This window comes from Pseudomonas sp. HTZ2 (assembly GCF_033173945.1).
Lineage (GTDB): Bacteria > Pseudomonadota > Gammaproteobacteria > Pseudomonadales > Pseudomonadaceae > Aquipseudomonas > Aquipseudomonas guariconensis.
Genome location: NZ_CP137332.1, coordinates 1 through 18,017 on the forward strand (window position 1 = coordinate 1; position 18,017 = coordinate 18,017).

Consider the following 18,017-nt stretch of genomic DNA (forward strand, 5'->3'; position numbering starts at 1 on the left):
AACTGCCTTTTTCACCACTGCCGATCAGAAGACCGAAGCCCTTCCGATATTACCTGAAGCGTTCAACTCGTTGATTATCAAGGAGTTTTGCGTTTCGACTGCGTCGGAAGTGGGGCGCATTATAAGGAGATTCGAAACCCCGTCAACACTTATTTTCAAAAAACCTTAATCCGGCTGAAAAGCAAAACGGGGAGGCCTGACGGCCTCCCCGCTTCTATATAGCTACTCCCAAAAATTTGGAAGCCGCCCTTACTCGGCTTTCAAGGTAATGCGAGCGAAAGCTTTCTTACCCGCCTGGCAAACATGGGTCGCCCCGATGGCAAAGACGAAACCACGATCGACAACCACGCCATCCACCTTCACCCCACCTGCATTGAGCAGATCGCGAGCAGCGGCAGAGTTTTTCACCAGCCCCGCCTTGTTCAGCACCGCGGCGATCGGCATGTCTTCTGGTGCGGCCACCTCGATCTCTGGCAGGTCCTCCGGCAGCTCGCCATCCTTCATGCGGTTGCCCGCAGCACGATGGGCATTGGCCGCAGCCTCTTCACCATGGAAGCGCGCCACAATCTCTTCGGCCAGCTTGATCTTGATGTCGCGCGGGTTGGCACCCTTCTCCACATCGGCTCGGAACTGGTTGATCTCTTCCATGGAGCGGAAGCTCAGCAGCTCGAAATAACGCCACATCAAGGTGTCCGGAATGGAGACCAGCTTGCTGTACATCACCCCCGGAGCTTCCTGGATGCCGACATAGTTGCCCAGAGACTTGGACATCTTCTTGACGCCATCAAGCCCTTCAAGCAAAGGCATGGTGACAATGTTCTGCGCCTCCTGGCCATAGGCACGCTGCAACTCGCGCCCCATCAGCAGGTTGAACTTCTGATCGGTACCACCAAGCTCCACGTCCGCCTTGAGCGCAACCGAGTCGTATCCCTGCACCAGCGGATACAAGAATTCATGGATCGCAATCGGTTGGTTGCTGCTATAGCGCTTGTCGAAGTCATCGCGCTCGAGCATGCGCGCAACAGTGTACTGGGAGGCCAGTCGAATGAAGTCGGCCGGCGTCAGCTTGTCCATCCAGGTAGAGTTGAACGCGACTTCGGTCTTGGCCGGATCAAGGATCTTGAATACCTGCTGCTTGTAGGTCTCGGCGTTATCCAGCACCTGCTCCCGGGTCAACGGCGGGCGGGTCGCGCTCTTGCCACTCGGGTCACCGATCATGCCAGTGAAGTCACCGATCAGGAAAATGACCTGATGCCCAAGGTCCTGGAACTGGCGCAGCTTGTTGATCAGCACAGTATGGCCCAGATGCAGGTCCGGCGCAGTCGGGTCGAAGCCCGCCTTGATACGCAGGGGCTGGCCGCGCTTGAGCTTCTCCACCAGTTCCGACTCGACCAATACCTCTTCCGCACCGCGCTTGATAAGCGCCAGCTGCTCTTCAACCGACTTCATAGACAGACCCGCAAGGCTCAGATTCAAGGGGAGCCAACCATACAAGATCGGCCATCAATTACAAGTTTCGCAAAGGAATGTGACCCGGATGACGCATTGCGGCGTCTACGCGCCCTTGCGCGAAACCGGATTTGGTTATATTTTATACAGTTATTTCATCTTCATCATGTCATTCATCTTTTCCATTTCACCTTTTTCAAAGTCACCTCACCTATGACCAACGAGACGCCTAAAGCGCCCCCGCTTTATCCGAAAAGCCATTTGTTGGCCGCCAGCGGCATTGCCGCCTTGCTCAGCCTGGCTTTGCTGGTATTTCCCTCCAGCGAAGTCGAAGCCAAGAAGACCACCCTCAGCCTGGAGCTGGAAACGCCGGCCGAGCAGTTGAAGGACGAGTCCAAGGCCGCCCCGCTGGTTCAAGCCGAGAACGACGAAGGCTCTCCTTTTGCCCAAGTCGAAGAGGGCGAACCACCCACCAAGCAGGCTGAGCAACAAGCGCCAGCTACCGAGGAAAAAGCCAAGGAGACCGCCGAGGCCAAGCTGCCCGGCCATCGTGAAGTCGCGGTCGCGCGCGGCGATACCCTCTCCACACTGTTCGCCAAGGTTGGTTTGCCAGCCAACGTAGTCCATGACGTCCTGGCAAGCGGCAAGCAGGCCAAGCAGTTCAGTCAGCTAAAGCATGGGCAGGTCCTGCAGTTCGAACTCGACGAAGACGGCCAACTGGCCAGCCTGCACAGCAAGATCAGCAACCTCGAGACCATACGCCTGACCAAAACAGCCAAGGGCTACAGCTTCAACCGGGAAATCAGCAAGCCGGTGGTGCGCACTGCCTATGCCCATGGCGTGATCAAAAGCTCGCTGTCGGCTTCCGCCAAGCGCGCCGGCCTGTCCCACAGCATGACCATGGACATGGCCCGCGTCCTTGGCTACGACATCGACTTCGCCCAGGACATCCGCCCTGGCGATGAATTCGACGTGGTGTACGAGCAGAAGGTCATGGACGGCAAGGTGGTCGGCACCGGCAACATCCTGTCCGCGCGCTTCACCAACCGCGGCAAGACCTATACCGCTGTGCGCTACACCAACAAGCAGGGCAACACCAGCTACTACACCGCCGACGGCAACAGCCTGCGCAAAGCCTTCATCCGTACGCCGGTGGATTACGCCCGCATCAGCTCGCGCTTCTCCGCTGGCCGCAAGCACCCGATCCTCAACAAGATCCGCGCTCACAAGGGTGTGGACTACGCCGCACCACGGGGCACGCCGATCAAGGCCGCCGGCGATGGCAAGGTACTTCTGGCAGGCCGCCGCGGTGGCTATGGCAATACCGTGATCATCGCCCACGGCAACTCCTACAAGACCCTTTATGGTCACATGCAGGGCTTTGCCAAGGGCATCAAGACCGGCAGCTCGGTCAAGCAAGGCCAGGTGATCGGTTACATCGGCACCACCGGCCTGTCCACGGGCCCACATCTGCACTACGAGTTCCAGGTCAATGGCGTTCACGTCGATCCGTTGAGCCAGAAGGTGCCCATGGCCGACCCGATTGCCCGCTCCGAGCGCCAGCGCTTCCTGCAGCAGAGCCAACCCCTGATCGCCCGCATGGATCAGGAAAAGGCCACCCTGCTCGCCGCCAACAAGCGCTGAACCATGGCGCTTTATCTGGGTGTGATGTCCGGAACCAGCCTAGATGGTTTGGACATCGCACTGATCGAACAACGCGAGCAGACCCACCTGCTCGCCACTCACTACACCCCCATGCCTTCTGATCTTCGTCAGGCGCTGCTTGCCCTCTGTGCCAGCGGCCCTGACGAGATCGCGCGTGCCGCATTGGCGGAGAACCGCTGGGCTAGCCTCGCCGCCGAAGGCATAAAACAGCTCTTGGCACGCCAAGGCCTGGACGCCAGCGCCATCCGTGCAATCGGCAGCCACGGTCAGACCATCCGCCACGAGCCGGCCCGTGAATTCACTGTACAGATTGGCAATCCGGCGTTGCTGGCCGAGCTGACGGGCATCTGCGTTGTCGGTGATTTCCGCCGTCGTGACGTGGCCGCGGGAGGCCAAGGCGCCCCGTTGGTGCCTGCATTCCATGAGGCGCTGTTCAGCCACCTGGGGCAACGCGTGGCCATTCTGAACGTGGGCGGGTTCAGCAACCTCAGCCTGATCGAGCAAGACCAACCGGTCCGTGGTTTCGACTGCGGCCCAGGCAACGTGCTGCTGGACGCCTGGATCGAACGCAAGCGCGGCCAAACCTATGACGCCGATGGCGCCTGGGCCGCCAGCGGCCAGATCATCGATACGTTGCTGGACAAGCTTCTGGCGGACCCCTTCTTTGCAAGCAGCGGCCCCAAGAGCACCGGCCGTGAAGTGTTCAACCTTCCCTGGCTGGACGCCCATCTGGCAGCGCTGCCAGCCTATCGGGACGAAGATGTACAGGCCACGCTGCTGGAACTGACCGCCCGCAGCATCATTGACTCGCTGCTTGGCGCCCAATCAGGCACCGAGGCCCTGCTGGTCTGTGGTGGTGGTGCTCGCAATAGCGCATTGATGGGTCGCCTGGCAGCGCTGCTGCCTTGTGCCCAGGTCAGCAGCACAGCCGCCCATGGCGTGGACCCGGACTGGGTCGAAGCCATGGCCTTCGCATGGCTGGCCCATTGCTGCCTCGAACGCATCCCGGCCAACCGCCCCAGCGTGACCGCCGCCCGGGGGCTGCGCGTTCTCGGGGCGATCTATCCAGCCTGACGAACCTGCACAACGCAAAACGCCGCGCAATTGCGCGGCGTTTTCGTTGCAGGGCCCGGCCTCAGATCGAGAACGAGGAGCCGCAACCGCAGGTGGTGGTGGCATTGGGGTTCTTGATCACGAAACGCGAACCTTCAAGGCCTTCTTGGTAGTCCACCTCGGCGCCTGCCAGGTATTGGAAGCTCATCGGGTCCACTACCAGGGATACACCCTCGCGCTCGACGATGGTGTCGTCCTCGGCCACTTCTTCATCGAAGGTGAAGCCGTACTGGAAGCCAGAGCAACCGCCGCCCGTCACGAACACACGCAGCTTCAGGCGATCATTGCCTTCCTCGCTGACCAGGGTCTTCACCTTGTTCGCAGCACCTTGGGTAAATTCCAAAGCCGTGGGGGTGAAGGTTTCGACGCTCATGTTGACTCTCCCGGCGCAGTGTCGCCATAAAACTCGATGACGCGCATTATCCGCTTCTCCGAGAAAATTGGTCAACAATACGAAAGCTGCAAGTGACAAGCTACAAGCGGAAAGCCAATCCCGGCGTGCTCACTTGTAGCTCGAGGCTTGCAGCTTACCGCTGCGCTTAGGGCAGCAGACCCGCATGGGAGAGCCCCATGCGCTCGTCCAGACCGAACAGGATATTCAGGTTCTGTACCGCCTGGCCGGAAGCCCCCTTGACCAGGTTGTCGATCACCGACAGCACCACCACCAGGTCGCCCCCCTGAGGACGATGTACAGCGATGCGGCAGACATTGGCACCACGTACGCTGCGGGTCTCAGGATGGCTACCAGCCGGCATCACATCGACGAACGGCTCATCGGCATAGCGCTTCTCGAACAGCGCCTGTAGATCGACGGAAGTGTCGGCGACGGTCGCGTAAAGGGTCGCGTGAATACCGCGAATCATCGGCGTGAGATGCGGCACGAAGGTCAGCCCGACTTCCTTGCCAGCGGCTTGACGCAGCCCCTGGCTGATCTCCGGCAGATGGCGATGGCCCTTGACCGCGTATGCCTTCATGCTTTCGCCTGCTTCACAGAACAGTGAACCTACGGCTGCGCCACGCCCCGCCCCGCTCACCCCGGACTTGCAGTCCGCAATCAGTCGCGATGGATCAGCCAGGCCTGCCTCCAGCAGCGGCAGGAAACCCAGCTGAGTGGCGGTCGGATAGCAACCGGGCACTGCGATCAGGCGGGCCTGGCGGATCTTCTCACGGTTGACCTCTGGCAGGCCATACACCGCATCCTTGAGCAATTCCGGCGCACCATGGGGCTGGCCGTACCACTTGCCCCACTCCACGGCATCCTGCAGACGGAAATCCGCGGACAGGTCGATGACCTTGGTCCCGGCAGCCAGCAATTCGCCAGCCAGTGCGTGGGCAACCCCATGGGGCGTGGCGAAGAACACCACGTCACAGGCGCCCAAGGTCTTGCTGTCCGGCACGCTGAAGGCTAGGCCATCATAATGACCGCGCAGGTTCGGATACATGTCGGCGACCGCGACGCCCGCCTCGGAGCGCGACGTGATGACAGCGACCTCGGCCTGTGGGTGCTGTGCCAGCAGGCGCAACAGTTCGACACCGGTGTAACCCGTGCCGCCAACGATACCGACCTTGATCATAACGCTTGCCCCTTCTTCAACGAGCCCACTGGAAAGCGCACGATAATAGGGGTGCGGGGCCTCTGTAACAACTCTTCGGATGCCCCATTGGACGCTTGACCGTTACTATCTGACGACCGTGAATCCTGAAGGAACTCCCCCATGCTTTATCTATGGATCAAGGCCCTGCATATCGTCAGCGTGGTCTGCTGGTTCGCCGGGCTGTTCTACCTCCCGCGCCTGTTCGTCTACCACGCCCAAAGTCAGGACAGCCTCAGCCTGGACCGCTTCGTCACCATGGAACGCAAGCTGTATCGCGGCATCATGAACCCAGCGATGATCGCCACTTACGTCTTCGGCGCCTGGATGCTCTACCTCAATCCTGGCTGGCTGAGCCAGGGCTGGCTACACGCCAAGCTCACCCTGGTGGCGCTGTTGACCGTCTACCACCATATGTGCGGCGCCCAGCGCAAACGCTTCGCTGCTGGCACCAATACTCGCGGGCATGTGTTCTACCGCTGGTTCAACGAAGTGCCGGTGCTGTTTCTGCTGGGCATCGTGATCCTGGTAGTGGTCAAGCCGTTCTGAGCCCGAAGGATCATGTGCTGGCAGGCCCCTGAGGCTCGGGGCTGAGCCGGTAGCAAAAGGCAACACCTTCTCCGGCCACGCTGTACACTAGTCGCCCTTTTTCGGCCTCAGGAGCCTTGCATGACCCGTTACGCCATGATTACCGGTGCTTCCAGCGGCCTAGGGCTTGCCCTGGCGGAAGCCCTGGCACGGCGTGGGCGCAACCTGATCTTGGTGGCACGCCACCGCGAGACCCTGGAGCCGGTCGCCATCGAGCTGACCCAGCGCTTCGGCGTCGAAGTGCTGTTCCGGGCTTGCGACCTGAGCCAACCCCTACGCCTGTCGGGCTTCGTCCTGGAGCTCGAAGAAGGCGAGCGACACATCGACCTTTTGGTCAATTGTGCCGGCCAGCGGACCTATGGGCCGTTTCTCGCCCATGAATGGGCCGACGAACAAGACCTGCTGGAGGTCAACGTCCTCGCCCTGAGCCGCCTGTGTCATGCCATTGGCAACCTGATGGCTTTGCACGGAGGCGGACAAATCCTCAATGTCGCAGCCCTGGCCAGCGCCGCGCCCGGCCCGTGGATGGCCACCTACGCAGCCAGCAAGGCCTATGTGGTGAGTTTCTCCGAGGCGCTTCGCGAGGAGCTCAAGCGCACCGGAATCAAAGTCTCGGTCCTGTGCCCCGGGCCTGTGCGATCCTCGCGCCGACGCATCCCTCGGCTGGACGACAGCGCGCGCTGCCTGAGCCCGGAAGAAGTGGCGCTCTATACCGTACGCGCGCTGGACAAGAACCGCGCCCTGATCATGCCTGGACGACGCAACCGCTGGCTGGCGGCGATGCCTCGCCTGATGCCACGCTGGCTCACGCGCAAGCTGGCCGGCGTCATCCATCGGCGCTACTGCCCGGTCGGCGTCGAATAGCCACTGGGCGAGCGTCGTCGTGCTGGGTACACTCGGCCCGGACACTCACCATGGAGTACGAGCTGTGGAGACTATCTTCACCAAGATCATCAACCGGGAGATCCCGGCGAAGATCATCTACGAGGACGACCAGGTTCTGGCCTTCCACGATATCGCCCCGCAGGCACCTGTGCATTTTCTGGTCATCCCGAAAAAGCCCATCCGCACCCTCAACGACCTGACCGAGGAAGACAAAGGCCTGGCCGGCCATATCCTGTTCACGGCCCAGCGCCTGGCCAAGGAACTCGGCTGCGAGGATGGCTTCCGTGTGGTCATGAACTGCAATGAGCTGGGCGGCCAGACGGTCTACCACATCCACATGCACGTGCTCGGCCAGCGCCAGATGCACTGGCCGCCGGGCTGATCCAGGGCAACCGTCCCCTTCCCGATTGCGGTAAACTGTCGGGCACACTCTAGCGGAGGTGCCCGATGGCTACCGAACGTCACTACTCGCCGCTCGACCGCTTGTTGCTGCAGGCCGATACTGCCATGCGCACCTTGCTGCCCTTCAGCGGCCAACCTGCCCGCCCATCCCCGGCCATCGTCCAACCCGATGCCGAACTGGACGAAAGCCAAACCCGCCATATTGCCGGCCTGATGCGGATCAACCATACCGGTGAAGTCTGCGCCCAGGCGCTGTACCAAGGCCAAGCCTTGACCGCCAAGTTGCCTGAGGTGCGTAAGGCCATGGAGCATGCCGCCGAAGAAGAAGTCGACCACCTGGCTTGGTGCGAGCAACGCATCCGCCAGCTTGGCAGCCACCCGAGCGTGCTCAACCCGCTGTTCTATGGCATGTCCTTCGGCATCGGCGCCCTTGCCGGCCTGGTCAGCGACAAGGTCAGTCTCGGCTTCGTCGCAGCGACCGAACACCAGGTATGCAAGCACCTGGACGAGCACCTTGAGCAACTGCCCCAGGAGGATGAAAAGTCCCGGGCCATTCTCGAACAGATGCGTGTCGATGAAGAACAGCACGCCGAGTCTGCACTCGAAGCCGGCGGCTACCGCTTCCCAGCCCCTGTGCGCTTCGGCATGAGCCTGATGGCCAAGGTGATGACTAAAAGCACCTACCGCATCTGAAGGGCACGAACATGACGGAACGTTTCGACGCCAAGGACCTGGCTCGCGCGGTGGACGCAGGTGTTCTTCAACCGGGCCAGGACCAGGCCTTGTTAGCCTTCCTGCGCCAGCAACCGCATACCCGCGGTACTTTCCAGCTTGCCCATGTGGCGTTCTACTTCGGCGCATTACTGATCATGGGCGCCATGGGCTGGCTGCTCACCGAAGCCTGGATGAGCATCGGCGATTCGGCGCTGCTGGGCGTTTCCTCGCTCTACATCGCCTTGTTGACGCTGTTCGCCCTTAGGCTGCAACGCCGGGAGCAACCCATTGCCGCTGGCGTGCTGGCCGCAGTCGCCGTGAGCATCGTGCCCTTGGCAGTGTTCGCCATCGAGCGCCTTGCCGGTTGGTGGCCACTCGACGATACCCAAAGCGAGTATCACCAGTACTACACCTACGTACAGGGCGGCTGGGTACTGATGGAGGCGGCCACGGTGGTGGCGGGCTTGTTGATGCTGCGCCTGGTCCCCTTTCCCTTCATCGTGATGCCGATGGCCGTGGCCCTGTGGTTCATGTCCATGGACCTCAGCGAATGGTTCTTCGGTTCACCGTTCAGCTGGGAACAGCGTCGCACGGTCTCGTTGTGGTTCGGTCTGACGCTACTGGCGGTCTTCATCGTGATCGATGGGCGAACCCGCCGGGACTACGCAGGCTGGGGCTATCTGGCGGGACTGGCGGCATTCTGGGGCGGACTGACGCTGATGGACAGCGGCAGCGAGCTGGGCAAGGCGTTGTATTGCGTGGTCAATCTTGGCCTGATGGGCTTGGCGGTACTGTTGCGTCGGCCGGTGTTCATGGTTTTTGGTTCCATGGGCGTAGCGGCCTACCTGGGCTACCTCTCCTATGACGTGTTCGCCGAGTCGCTGCTCTTCCCGCTGGTGCTGACCGTGATCGGCCTGGGCGTGATCGGGCTGGGTTTGCTGTACCAAAAAAAGCGTGAGCAACTGAGCCAGTCGCTACGGGCACACCTGCCAAGATGGTTGCAGCAAGCGCTGCCCGCACTTCGTAACTGAACAGGCTTGGGGCTGCAAAGCAGCCCCGACCGGTCATTCAACCCAGCTCGACGATCTCGTAGCCGTGTGTGATTTCCACGCCAGCGCGATCGAGCATGATCGAGGCCGAGCAGTACTTCTCCGCCGACAGTTCCACCGCGCGCTTGACCTGAGCTTCCTTAAGCCCGCGCCCCTTGACCACGAATTTCAGGTGGATCTTGGTGAATACCTTGGGGTCTTCGCTGGCGCGCTCGGCTTCCAGGAAGGCCTCGCAGCTCTCCACGGCCTGGCGGGACTTCTTGAGGATGCTCACCACATCGAAGCTACTGCAGCCGCCCAGGCCGAGCAGCAACATTTCCATGGGGCGTACGCCCAGGTTGCGTCCGCCTGCCTCGGGCGGGCCATCCATGACCACGACATGGCCGCTCCCCGATTCGCCGAGGAACATCGCTTCACCGGCCCACTGGATGCGTGCCTTCATGTATCTGGACTCCAAGATGCTTGAGAAAGGTCGTCAGCTTAGTCTTTGTGGCGCTATCGGAAAAGCGCAATGCGAGCGCCATTAAAGCCATTGCAAGCGGCAGTGTCTGATAAGCTGACGCCAAATGACTGGCGCTCGTCGCCAACGTCCTATAAAAAGTGCAATGCCTCGCCCCGAACAGGATTTCGTGATGGTTGCCTCCGCTCTACCTGCCAAGATCAAGAATATCGACAAGCTGCTCGCCCACTGCCAGCGCCGCCGTTACGCCGCCAAAAGCAACATCATCTGCGCAGGCGACCGGGCTGAAACGTTGTCCTTCATCATCAAGGGTTCGGTGACCATCTTGATCGAGGATGACGATGGCCATGAAATGATCATCGCCTACCTCAATAGCGGGGATTTCTTCGGTGAGCTGGGCTTGTTCGAGTCCGCAGGACAAGAGCAGCAGCGCAGCGCCTGGGTCCGCGCCAAGACTGAGTGCGAGGTAGCTGAAATCAGCTACGACAAGTTCCGTGAACTGGCCCGCCAGGATCCAGACATCCTCTACGCCCTGGGCAGCCAGATGGCCCAGCGCCTGCGAAATACCACCCGCAAGGTGGGCGACCTGGCTTTCTTCGATGTCACCGGCCGCGTGGCCCGATGCCTGCTTGACCTGTGCAAGCAGCCCGATGCCATGACCCACCCGGACGGCATGCAGATCAAGATCACCCGTCAGGAGATCGGCCGCATTGTCGGCTGCTCACGGGAGATGGTCGGCCGCGTACTCAAGGACCTTGAAGAGCGCAGCCTGGTGCAGGTCAAGGGCAAGACCATGGTGGTCCACGGCACCCGTTAGTCGCGAGGGATCGCCGCGATCACCTCATTGTAGGCCTGACTCAGGCGCTCGAACCACGGCGCCTCGGGCACCACTTCGTGCAGAGCGATATGGCTGTCGGCACGGCAACGCTGCTCCAGATCACAGCATTCATTGAAACGGTTGACCGCCGCGACCATCGATTCTCGCTCGTTGTCCAGTAACAGCGCGCCGTGCACCAGCACCACCGCACGCTTTCCGCCTAAGCCCTGGCGCCAGCGCTGGGCAGTACCGACCAGCTTGCGACCATTGAGATTGACGTTATACCGACCGTCGCAGAACGCGCCGTCGATCTCGCCGACCGAAGCCACGCCGCCCCACTCGCGCAGCACATCGCACAGTGGTAGGCACAGGCGCTCATAGGCATTTTCGATGCGCCCGTGATCTCCTTCACTGCGCGGCGCAACGTAGACCAACGCCACATTCACTGTCGAATGGGACTGAGGCACCGGCTCGCCGCCCGTTTCGCGCAAGAGCACAGGCCACCCGGCAATGGCCAGCTCAGAGCAGGCGGCCTCGAAGTTGTCCAGGCGGCTCATGCGTCGAGGCATCACCAGGGCGTGGTCGGTCGGGCGCCAGAACAGCACACCCGCGTCACGCTCGCCACGGCATACCGCCGCCAGCAGCTCCTGCTCGGCGTGCAGGCCTTGTTCGACGGTCAGCGCCAGCGGTCGTTCGGTCATTGATCCACCTAAAGATGTTGGTTGCACAAACCCTTTCATGGGCAAACCCGCTCCCATGGGATTTTCGTTGCGTTCAGGCTGCGAAGAGCAGGCATACAAAAAAGCCGGCAAACGCCGGCTTCGATCGATCAGTCCAGTTCCTGAACCACGGTTTTCACCGCGCGCTCGGGGAAGAACAGTCGCTGCAGCTCCAGCCCAGGCTGCTCGGCACGCATGAACGCCTCACCGACAAGGAACGAATAGACCTCGTTGATTTCCATCAGCTCCACATCGGCACGGTTGAGGATACCGCTCTCGGTAATCGCCAGGCGGTCACGCGGAATGCGTGGTAGCAGGTCCAGCGTGGTCTCCAGGCTGACCTCGAAAGTATGCAGGTTGCGGTTGTTGACCCCGACCAGCGGAGTATCGAGGGTGTTCAACGCGCGCTCCAGCTCAGCAGCGTCGTGCACCTCGACCAGAACATCGAGCCCGACAGACTTGGCGGTAGCAGCCAGTTCAGCCATGCGTACGTCATCCAGCGCGGCGACGATCAGCAAGACGCAATCGGCGCCCAGGGCCCGGGCCTCGACCACTTGGTAAGGGTCGATGAGAAAGTCCTTGCGGATCACCGGCAGCTTGCATGCCGCGCGGGCCTGCTGCAGGTAGGCATCGCCGCCCTGGAAGTAATCCACATCGGTCAGTACCGAAAGGCAGGTCGCCCCGCCCTTTTCATAGCTGACGGCGATGTCGGCCGGAACGAAATGCTCGCGGATCACGCCTTTGCTGGGCGAGGCTTTCTTGATCTCGGCAATCACTGCCGGCTGCTTGCGCTTGGCCTGTGCGAGCATGGCGTTGGCAAAGCCTCTCGGGGCGTCGGCCGCCTTGGCCATTCGCTCCAGCTCGGCCAGGCCGACGCGGGCACTGCGTTCGGCCACTTCCTCGACCTTGCGGGCAAGGATCTTCTCCAGCACCGTCGGTACGCTCATGCTTCGTTCTCCTGCTTGAATACCGCGGTAAAAGCGCCCAACTCTTGCAGCTTCTCCCAGGCAAGGCCTGTGTGCAGCACGTCATGGGCAAGTTCTACACCGCTCTTGAGGCTCATGGCGTGGTCGGCGGCGTACAGCGCCGCGCCAGCATTGAGCACGATCATCTCGGCGGCCTTCTGGCCATTCTCGGTCTTGCGCCGGCCTAGGGCGTCACGGATCAGCTCCAGCGAGGCCTGCGGACCTTCGACAGCCAGACCGTGCAGGCTCTGGCTCTTCATGCCAAGGTCTTCGGGCTCGACCCAATATTCGGAGATCTGGTCATTCTTCAGTTCGGCCACGAAGGTCGGTGCAGCCAGGCTGAACTCATCCAGACCGTCCTTGGAGTGCACCACCAGCACATGCTTGCTGCCCAGGCGTTGCAGCACTTCGGCCAACGGGCGGCACAGGGCCTGGGTGAACACCCCGACCACCTGGTGTTTCACACCGGCCGGATTCGTAAGCGGGCCCAGCATGTTGAACAGGGTGCGCAGCCCCAGATCACGGCGCGGGCCGGCAGCATGCTTCATGGCGCTGTGGTGGGTCTGGGCGAACATGAAGCCGATCCCCAGGCTGTCGATGCAGCGGGCGACCTGCACGGGCGTCAGGTTCAGGTAGATTCCAGCGGCCTCCAGCAGGTCGGCACTGCCACTCTTGCCGGATACCGCGCGGTTGCCATGCTTGGCCACCGGGCAACCCGCTGCCGCGAGGACAAACGCCGACGCGGTGGACACGTTGAAAATATTGGCACCATCGCCGCCGGTGCCGACGATGTCGACCACACCGTCGAGGGTTTGCAGTTCTACCTTGCTGCACAGCTCACGCATCACCGATACGGCACCGACGATCTCGTCGATGCTCTCGCTCTTCATGCGCATGCCCATCAGGAAGGCACCGATCTGCGCCTCACTGCACTGGCCCGTCATGATCTGGCGCATGACAGCGCGCATTTCTTCGGTGGACAGATCCAGGTGGCCGACGATACGGCTCAACGCGCTCTTGATATCCATGTTCGCTCCTTAGCGATGGCCGCCGGTCTGCTTGAGGAAGTTGGCGAACAGTTCGTGGCCCTGCTCGGTGAGGATCGACTCGGGGTGGAACTGCACCCCTTCGATGTTCAGCGTCTTGTGGCGCAGGCCCATGATCTCGTCGACCGAGCCATCGGCATGGGCCGTCCAGGCAGTGATTTCCAGGCACTCGGGCAGGGTTTCGCGCTTGACCACCAGCGAGTGGTAACGGGTCACGGTGAGCGGGTTGTTCAAGCCGGCGAACACGCCCAGGTCGCGATGATGGACCGGGCTGGTCTTGCCGTGCATCACCTGGCGGGCGCGAACCACATCACCGCCAAAGGCCTGACCGATGGACTGGTGGCCCAAGCAGACGCCGAGGATCGGCAGCTTGCCGGCGAAGTGCAGGATGGCCTCGATGGAGACCCCGGCCTCGCTCGGCGTGCAAGGGCCAGGGGAGACGACGATGCGCTCGGGCTTGAGGGCTTCGATCTGGGCGATGGTCATTTCATCGTTGCGAATGACCTTGACCTCGGCGCCCAGCTCGCCCAGGTACTGGACGACGTTGTAGGTAAAGGAGTCGTAGTTGTCGATCATCAGTAACATCGGGCTGAACCTCTTGAATCTACTGACTTTGAATTCGAACCTTCCAATGCCGGTGCAAGCGCGGGCTGTCCCGCAGCGAGCGGTGGATGAAGCGACTGGAAGGCAAACGGGGGCGGGCCGGACGGGCCGGCAGGAGATAAAGTCAGGCGCGCCAACGCCAACGGGCGTGGGCCTTGATAACGCGCATCAAGAGTTTGCTGACGATCAACACAGAAGTAGGTCTCGCTTGTACGTCACGGCACAGTAGCCTACCGGGCCGGCGGGTGCAATATGCCCGTAAATACGGAGAAACGAATCCACTTGGATCGAATTCCCTCAGCTTTGTTAAGGTCAATCGGGCTGTTCCGACAAAAATAAAGAAAAGGACCTTCTCCAATGCGCAAAACACGCTTCATTCGTCCCCTGATGGGGCTTCTGGCCCTTTCCTGCAGCCAGGCCATGGCAGCGCCCTCGCCCTACTCCTCGCTCATCGTGTTCGGCGACAGCCTCAGCGATGCCGGACAGTTCGGGCTGCGCTTCACCAACCGCAATGCCGATGGCAGCTATGCACCGGTCACGCCGATGATCCTGGGGAACCGGCTGGGTGTACCCACCGACGAGCTCAACCCCTCCACTTCCATCGGCACCCGCCCCGACGGCAACAACTGGGCGGTCGGAGGCTACACAACGCAGCAGATACTCGACTCGATCACCGAGACCTCACGCACCATCATCCCGCCGGGACGTCCGGGTGCGGGTACGGTGCTGCGCGAGCGTGACGGCTACCTGGCCAATGGTTTGCGCGCCGACGCTAACGCTTTGTACTACCTGACCGGCGGCGGCAACGACTTCCTTCAAGGGCTGGTCAACACCCCGGGCGACGCCGCTGCCGCCGGCGCGCGCCTGGCAGCCAGTGCGCAGGCCCTGCAACAGGGTGGTGCGCGCTACATCATGGTCTGGCTGTTGCCGGATCTGGGGCAGACACCCAACTACAGCGGCACGCCATTGGAAGGCCCGCTGTCGCAATTGTCTGGCGTGTTCAATCAATCATTGCTGAACCAGCTCGGCCAGATCGACGCACAGATCATCCCTCTGAACATTCCAGCCCTGCTTCAGGAGGCCTTGGCGAATCCAGCCGACTTCGGGCTGGCCACCGGCCAGAACCTGGTCGGCACCTGCTACAGCGGCGAAGGCTGCGTGGGTAACCCGGTGTACGGGGCCAACGGCATCACACCGGATCCCACCAAACTGCTGTTCAACGATTCGGTGCATCCGACCATCGCCGGTCAGAAACTGATCGCCGACTACGGCTATTCGATCCTTGCTGCACCCTGGGAGCTGACGCTGCTGCCGGAAATGGCCCACGGCAACCTACGGGCCCATCAGGACGAGCTGCGCAACCAATGGCAGACACCCTGGCAGGCCGTTGGCCAATGGCAGCCCTTTGTCGCCACGGGCGCTCAGGACCTCGACTTCGACGACCAGCGCGGTGCCGCCAGCGCAGATGGACGCGGTTACAACCTGACCCTGGGCGGCAGCTACCGCCTCGACGACGCGTGGCGCATCGGCTTGGCGGCTGGCGTGAACCGGCAGAAGCTCGAGGTCGGAGAATACGACTCGGACTACAAGCTCGACAGCTATCTCGCCACGGTATTTGCCCAATATAGCCAGCACCGCTGGTGGGCCGACGCGGCATTGACCGCAGGGCACCTGGACTATCACGACCTCAAGCGTACCTTCGCGCTCGGCGTGGGGGAGCGCAGCGAGAAAGGCGACACGGATGGCGAGGCGTGGTCGGTCACCGGCCGGCTGGGTTACAACCTGGCGAGCGAGCACAGTGTCTGGCAGCTGTCACCCTTCCTCAGCGCCGACTATGCCCGGGTCAAGGTCGACGGTTACGAGGAAAAGAGCGGGCGCTCCACAGCCCTGGCCTACGATGACCAGGAACGCAGCTCGCGGCGTCTGGGGATAGGCCTGCAAGGTGGCTATCAGTTTGCGGCAGGTACCCGGTTATTTGTCGAAATCGCCCGAGAGCACGAATTCGAAGACGACCGCCAAGACCTGAGCCTGCACCTCACCAGCCTGCCAGCCCATGACTTCACACTCACCGGCTACACGCCGGACAGCAACCTGACCCGTGCCAGCCTGGGGCTGACCCATGAACTGGTGCCCGGTGTGCACCTGCGGGGCAACTACAATTGGCGCAAGAGCGATGCGCTGACCCAGCAAGGCGTCGGCCTGGCGCTGAGCTTGGACTTTTGAACGGAACTGGCGCCCTGCGGCAGATCCCGTTGCCTGTTTTGTGGGTAATCCCGCTCCTGCAGGACAGCGGACTCGTCAAAAGCACTCGAGAACCCGCGAAACAGGCCTGAGCGCCGCTGTCGCAACAGGCTCCGCACAGGCCCTCCAAAGAAGAACGGCGCCCCCAGGGCGCCGTTCACTCATCTACTGCCCGTCAGGCTTGTGGCGTCTGCTCCGCCAAGGCCACCGCGCGGAACATGGCCCGACGCTTGTTGATGGTTTCTTCCCACTCAAGCGCCGGTACCGAGTCAGCGACGATGCCGCCACCAGCCTGCACATGCAGCTCGCCGTCCTTGATCACCGCGGTGCGGATGGCGATAGCGGTGTCCATGTTGCCATTCCAGGCAAGGTAGCCCACGGCGCCGCCATAGACGCCACGCTTGACCGGTTCCAGCTCGTCGATGATTTCCATGGCACGGATCTTTGGGGCGCCCGACAGGGTGCCAGCCGGCAGGATCGCGCGAAGCGCGTCCATCGCGGTCAGGCCTTCACGCAGTTGACCTGTGACGTTGGAGACGATGTGCATGACGTTGGAGTAGCGCTCGATAACCATTTTCTCGGTCAGGCGCACGCTGCCGGTGGACGATACCCGGCCCACATCGTTGCGACCCAGGTCGATGAGCATCAGGTGCTCGGCGATTTCCTTATCATCGGACAGCAGATCGTCTTCCAGTGCCCGGTCGGCTTCTTCGGTGGCGCCGCGTGGACGGGTTCCGGCGATCGGTCGCACGGTGACCAGATTGTCCTCGACACGCACCAGCACTTCTGGCGAGCTGCCCACTACATGGAAGTCACCGAAGTTGAAGAAATACATGTAAGGCGTCGGGTTGAAGCAGCGAAGCGCTCGGTACAGGTCGATCGGCGCGGCCTTGAAGTCGATGGACATACGCTGGGACGGCACCACCTGCATGCAGTCACCGGCCAGGATGTATTCCTTGATGCGCCCGACCGCGTTCTCGTAGTCCTCGCGGGTATAGCTGGAGCGGAATGCGGGCTCGGCGGCGAGCGGGCCGCTCAGGTCCAGGCCGCGACGCGGGGTGATCGGCTCGCGCAGCTTGGCCAGCAGCTCCTGCAGCCGCGCCTGGCCTTGCTCGTAAGCCTGTTCCTCGGCCGGGTCCACTAGCACGATCGCGTGCATCTTGCCCGCGAGGTTATCGAACACCACCACGGCATCGGAGACCATCAGCAGGATGTCCGGTACACCCAGCGGGTCCGGGTTCGGGCAGGCACCCAGGCGCTTTTCCACGTAACGCACGCAGTCATAGCCGAAGTAACCGACCAGACCACCGTTGAAGCGTGGCAGGCCCGGGATGTCAGCGACCTTGTAGCGATCCTTGAAGGTCTCGACGAACGCCAAGGGGTCCTCTACGTCATGGCTTTCCACCTGCACGCCGTCCTGCAGGACGCTCGCGTGGTAGCCATGCACACGCAGCACGGTGCGCGATGGCAGGCCGATCATCGAATATCGCCCCCACTTCTCGCCGCCCTGAACGGACTCGAGCAAATAGGAGTTGGGTTGGTCGGCAAGCTTCAGGTAGATCGACAGCGGCGTGTCGAAGTCAGCCAGGGTTTCGCAGGCCAGGGGAATGCGGTTGTAGCCGGCAGCGGCCAGGCGCAGGAATTCTTCGCGGGTCATGGGTAGCCTCGTGGCAAGCGGCAATGGGGTCGGGCAAGCGGACGGGCCGGCA

18 protein-coding genes are annotated in these 18,017 nt (G+C 61.9%); 9 read left to right on the top strand and 9 right to left on the bottom strand.

The genetic code is table 11. The annotated features are described in order from the left end of the window. Positions 1–249: 249 nt before the first annotated feature. The gene (tyrS, locus tag R6G97_RS00005) at positions 250–1,449 is read right to left on the bottom strand and encodes a tyrosine--tRNA ligase (protein WP_043210472.1); all 1,200 of its coding nucleotides are present in this window, start codon (positions 1,447–1,449) and stop codon (positions 250–252) included. Positions 1,450–1,662: 213 nt separating this feature from the next. Between tyrS and R6G97_RS00010 the strand changes: the two genes are divergently transcribed. Beyond that, positions 1,663–3,093: a peptidoglycan DD-metalloendopeptidase family protein gene (locus R6G97_RS00010; protein ID WP_090346178.1), complete on the top strand. Its 1,431-nt coding sequence runs from the start codon at positions 1,663–1,665 to the stop codon at positions 3,091–3,093. Between the two features lie 3 nt (positions 3,094–3,096). Next, a complete protein-coding gene (locus R6G97_RS00015) occupies positions 3,097–4,188 on the top strand; it encodes an anhydro-N-acetylmuramic acid kinase (RefSeq protein WP_197852635.1) in 1,092 nt (363 codons plus the stop codon). 61 nt (positions 4,189–4,249) lie between these two features. Here R6G97_RS00015 and erpA read toward each other — a convergent pair whose 3' ends face one another. Both erpA and argC read right to left on the bottom strand, forming a co-directional pair. After that, on the bottom strand, positions 4,250–4,600 hold the full coding sequence (gene erpA / locus R6G97_RS00020; protein ID WP_043210464.1) for an iron-sulfur cluster insertion protein ErpA: 351 nt from the start codon (positions 4,598–4,600) through the stop codon (positions 4,250–4,252). A 166-nt stretch (positions 4,601–4,766) separates the two neighbouring features. Next, the gene (gene argC / locus R6G97_RS00025; RefSeq protein ID WP_090346183.1) at positions 4,767–5,801 is read right to left on the bottom strand and encodes an N-acetyl-gamma-glutamyl-phosphate reductase; all 1,035 of its coding nucleotides are present in this window, start codon (positions 5,799–5,801) and stop codon (positions 4,767–4,769) included. A 141-nt stretch (positions 5,802–5,942) separates the two neighbouring features. Here argC and hemJ point away from each other — a divergent pair, with 141 nt between their 5' ends. The 5 genes from hemJ to R6G97_RS00050 all read left to right on the top strand — a co-directional run bounded on the left by hemJ (position 5,943) and on the right by R6G97_RS00050 (position 9,439). Continuing rightward, the gene (hemJ, locus tag R6G97_RS00030) at positions 5,943–6,368 is read left to right on the top strand and encodes a protoporphyrinogen oxidase HemJ (protein ID WP_043210459.1); all 426 of its coding nucleotides are present in this window, start codon (positions 5,943–5,945) and stop codon (positions 6,366–6,368) included. 120 nt (positions 6,369–6,488) lie between these two features. Beyond that, positions 6,489–7,271, top strand: a complete 783-nt coding sequence (locus R6G97_RS00035) for an SDR family NAD(P)-dependent oxidoreductase (protein ID WP_043210455.1) — start codon at positions 6,489–6,491, stop codon at positions 7,269–7,271. A 64-nt stretch (positions 7,272–7,335) separates the two neighbouring features. Further along, a complete protein-coding gene (locus tag R6G97_RS00040) occupies positions 7,336–7,674 on the top strand; it encodes a histidine triad nucleotide-binding protein (protein ID WP_009408519.1) in 339 nt (112 codons plus the stop codon). A 65-nt stretch (positions 7,675–7,739) separates the two neighbouring features. After that, entirely contained in the window at positions 7,740–8,387 is a 648-nt protein-coding gene (coq7, locus tag R6G97_RS00045) for a 2-polyprenyl-3-methyl-6-methoxy-1,4-benzoquinone monooxygenase (protein ID WP_043210450.1), read from the top strand. Between the two features lie 11 nt (positions 8,388–8,398). Beyond that, complete coding sequence (locus tag R6G97_RS00050) at positions 8,399–9,439, top strand: DUF2157 domain-containing protein (protein ID WP_182941893.1); 1,041 nt, start codon at positions 8,399–8,401, stop codon at positions 9,437–9,439. Between the two features lie 37 nt (positions 9,440–9,476). On the opposite strand, the gene R6G97_RS00055 is transcribed toward R6G97_RS00050, so the two are convergent. Then, entirely contained in the window at positions 9,477–9,899 is a 423-nt protein-coding gene (locus tag R6G97_RS00055) for an OsmC family protein (RefSeq protein WP_317847670.1), read from the bottom strand. 190 nt (positions 9,900–10,089) lie between these two features. Between R6G97_RS00055 and crp the strand changes: the two genes are divergently transcribed. After that, a complete protein-coding gene (gene crp / locus R6G97_RS00060; RefSeq protein WP_043210445.1) occupies positions 10,090–10,734 on the top strand; it encodes a cAMP-activated global transcriptional regulator CRP in 645 nt (214 codons plus the stop codon). Here crp and R6G97_RS00065 read toward each other — a convergent pair. From R6G97_RS00065 to R6G97_RS00080, 4 genes are all read right to left on the bottom strand, one after another. After that, entirely contained in the window at positions 10,731–11,435 is a 705-nt protein-coding gene (locus R6G97_RS00065) for a lipoate--protein ligase family protein (RefSeq protein WP_090346190.1), read from the bottom strand. The genes crp and R6G97_RS00065 overlap by 4 nt on opposite strands. Before the next feature lie 128 nt (positions 11,436–11,563). Further along, positions 11,564–12,400, bottom strand: coding sequence for an indole-3-glycerol phosphate synthase TrpC (trpC, locus tag R6G97_RS00070; protein WP_043210439.1), 837 nt, complete (start codon positions 12,398–12,400; stop codon positions 11,564–11,566). After that, the gene (trpD, locus tag R6G97_RS00075) at positions 12,397–13,446 is read right to left on the bottom strand and encodes an anthranilate phosphoribosyltransferase (RefSeq protein WP_070571925.1); all 1,050 of its coding nucleotides are present in this window, start codon (positions 13,444–13,446) and stop codon (positions 12,397–12,399) included. Before trpD ends, trpC begins: the two co-directional genes overlap by 4 nt. A gap of 9 nt (positions 13,447–13,455) precedes the next feature. After that, complete coding sequence (locus R6G97_RS00080; protein WP_043210433.1) at positions 13,456–14,049, bottom strand: aminodeoxychorismate/anthranilate synthase component II; 594 nt, start codon at positions 14,047–14,049, stop codon at positions 13,456–13,458. A 375-nt stretch (positions 14,050–14,424) separates the two neighbouring features. On the opposite strand from R6G97_RS00080, the gene estP reads away from it, so the two are divergent. After that, positions 14,425–16,290 (top strand): esterase EstP, encoded by a 1,866-nt coding sequence (gene estP, locus R6G97_RS00085; protein WP_317847671.1) that lies wholly within the window; start codon positions 14,425–14,427, stop codon positions 16,288–16,290. 193 nt (positions 16,291–16,483) lie between these two features. Here the strand turns inward: estP and trpE are convergent, their stop codons facing one another. Further along, a complete protein-coding gene (gene trpE / locus R6G97_RS00090) occupies positions 16,484–17,965 on the bottom strand; it encodes an anthranilate synthase component I (protein WP_043210427.1) in 1,482 nt (493 codons plus the stop codon). Between the last annotated feature and the right edge of the window lie 52 nt (positions 17,966–18,017).

Excerpts from the sequence above, each read along its gene's own strand:
- tyrS (WP_043210472.1), bottom strand. The coding sequence starts at position 1,449 with ATGAAGTCGGTTGAAGAGCAGCTGGCGCTTATCAAGCGCGGTGCGGAA.
- R6G97_RS00010 (WP_090346178.1), top strand. The coding sequence starts at position 1,663 with ATGACCAACGAGACGCCTAAAGCGCCCCCGCTTTATCCGAAAAGCCAT.
- R6G97_RS00015 (WP_197852635.1), top strand. The coding sequence starts at position 3,097 with ATGGCGCTTTATCTGGGTGTGATGTCCGGAACCAGCCTAGATGGTTTG.
- erpA (WP_043210464.1), bottom strand. The coding sequence starts at position 4,600 with ATGAGCGTCGAAACCTTCACCCCCACGGCTTTGGAATTTACCCAAGGT.
- argC (WP_090346183.1), bottom strand. The coding sequence starts at position 5,801 with ATGATCAAGGTCGGTATCGTTGGCGGCACGGGTTACACCGGTGTCGAA.
- hemJ (WP_043210459.1), top strand. The coding sequence starts at position 5,943 with ATGCTTTATCTATGGATCAAGGCCCTGCATATCGTCAGCGTGGTCTGC.
- R6G97_RS00035 (WP_043210455.1), top strand. The coding sequence starts at position 6,489 with ATGACCCGTTACGCCATGATTACCGGTGCTTCCAGCGGCCTAGGGCTT.
- coq7 (WP_043210450.1), top strand. The coding sequence starts at position 7,740 with ATGGCTACCGAACGTCACTACTCGCCGCTCGACCGCTTGTTGCTGCAG.
- R6G97_RS00050 (WP_182941893.1), top strand. The coding sequence starts at position 8,399 with ATGACGGAACGTTTCGACGCCAAGGACCTGGCTCGCGCGGTGGACGCA.
- R6G97_RS00055 (WP_317847670.1), bottom strand. The coding sequence starts at position 9,899 with ATGAAGGCACGCATCCAGTGGGCCGGTGAAGCGATGTTCCTCGGCGAA.
- crp (WP_043210445.1), top strand. The coding sequence starts at position 10,090 with ATGGTTGCCTCCGCTCTACCTGCCAAGATCAAGAATATCGACAAGCTG.
- R6G97_RS00065 (WP_090346190.1), bottom strand. The coding sequence starts at position 11,435 with ATGACCGAACGACCGCTGGCGCTGACCGTCGAACAAGGCCTGCACGCC.
- trpC (WP_043210439.1), bottom strand. The coding sequence starts at position 12,400 with ATGAGCGTACCGACGGTGCTGGAGAAGATCCTTGCCCGCAAGGTCGAG.
- trpD (WP_070571925.1), bottom strand. The coding sequence starts at position 13,446 with ATGGATATCAAGAGCGCGTTGAGCCGTATCGTCGGCCACCTGGATCTG.
- R6G97_RS00080 (WP_043210433.1), bottom strand. The coding sequence starts at position 14,049 with ATGTTACTGATGATCGACAACTACGACTCCTTTACCTACAACGTCGTC.
- estP (WP_317847671.1), top strand. The coding sequence starts at position 14,425 with ATGCGCAAAACACGCTTCATTCGTCCCCTGATGGGGCTTCTGGCCCTT.
- trpE (WP_043210427.1), bottom strand. The coding sequence starts at position 17,965 with ATGACCCGCGAAGAATTCCTGCGCCTGGCCGCTGCCGGCTACAACCGC.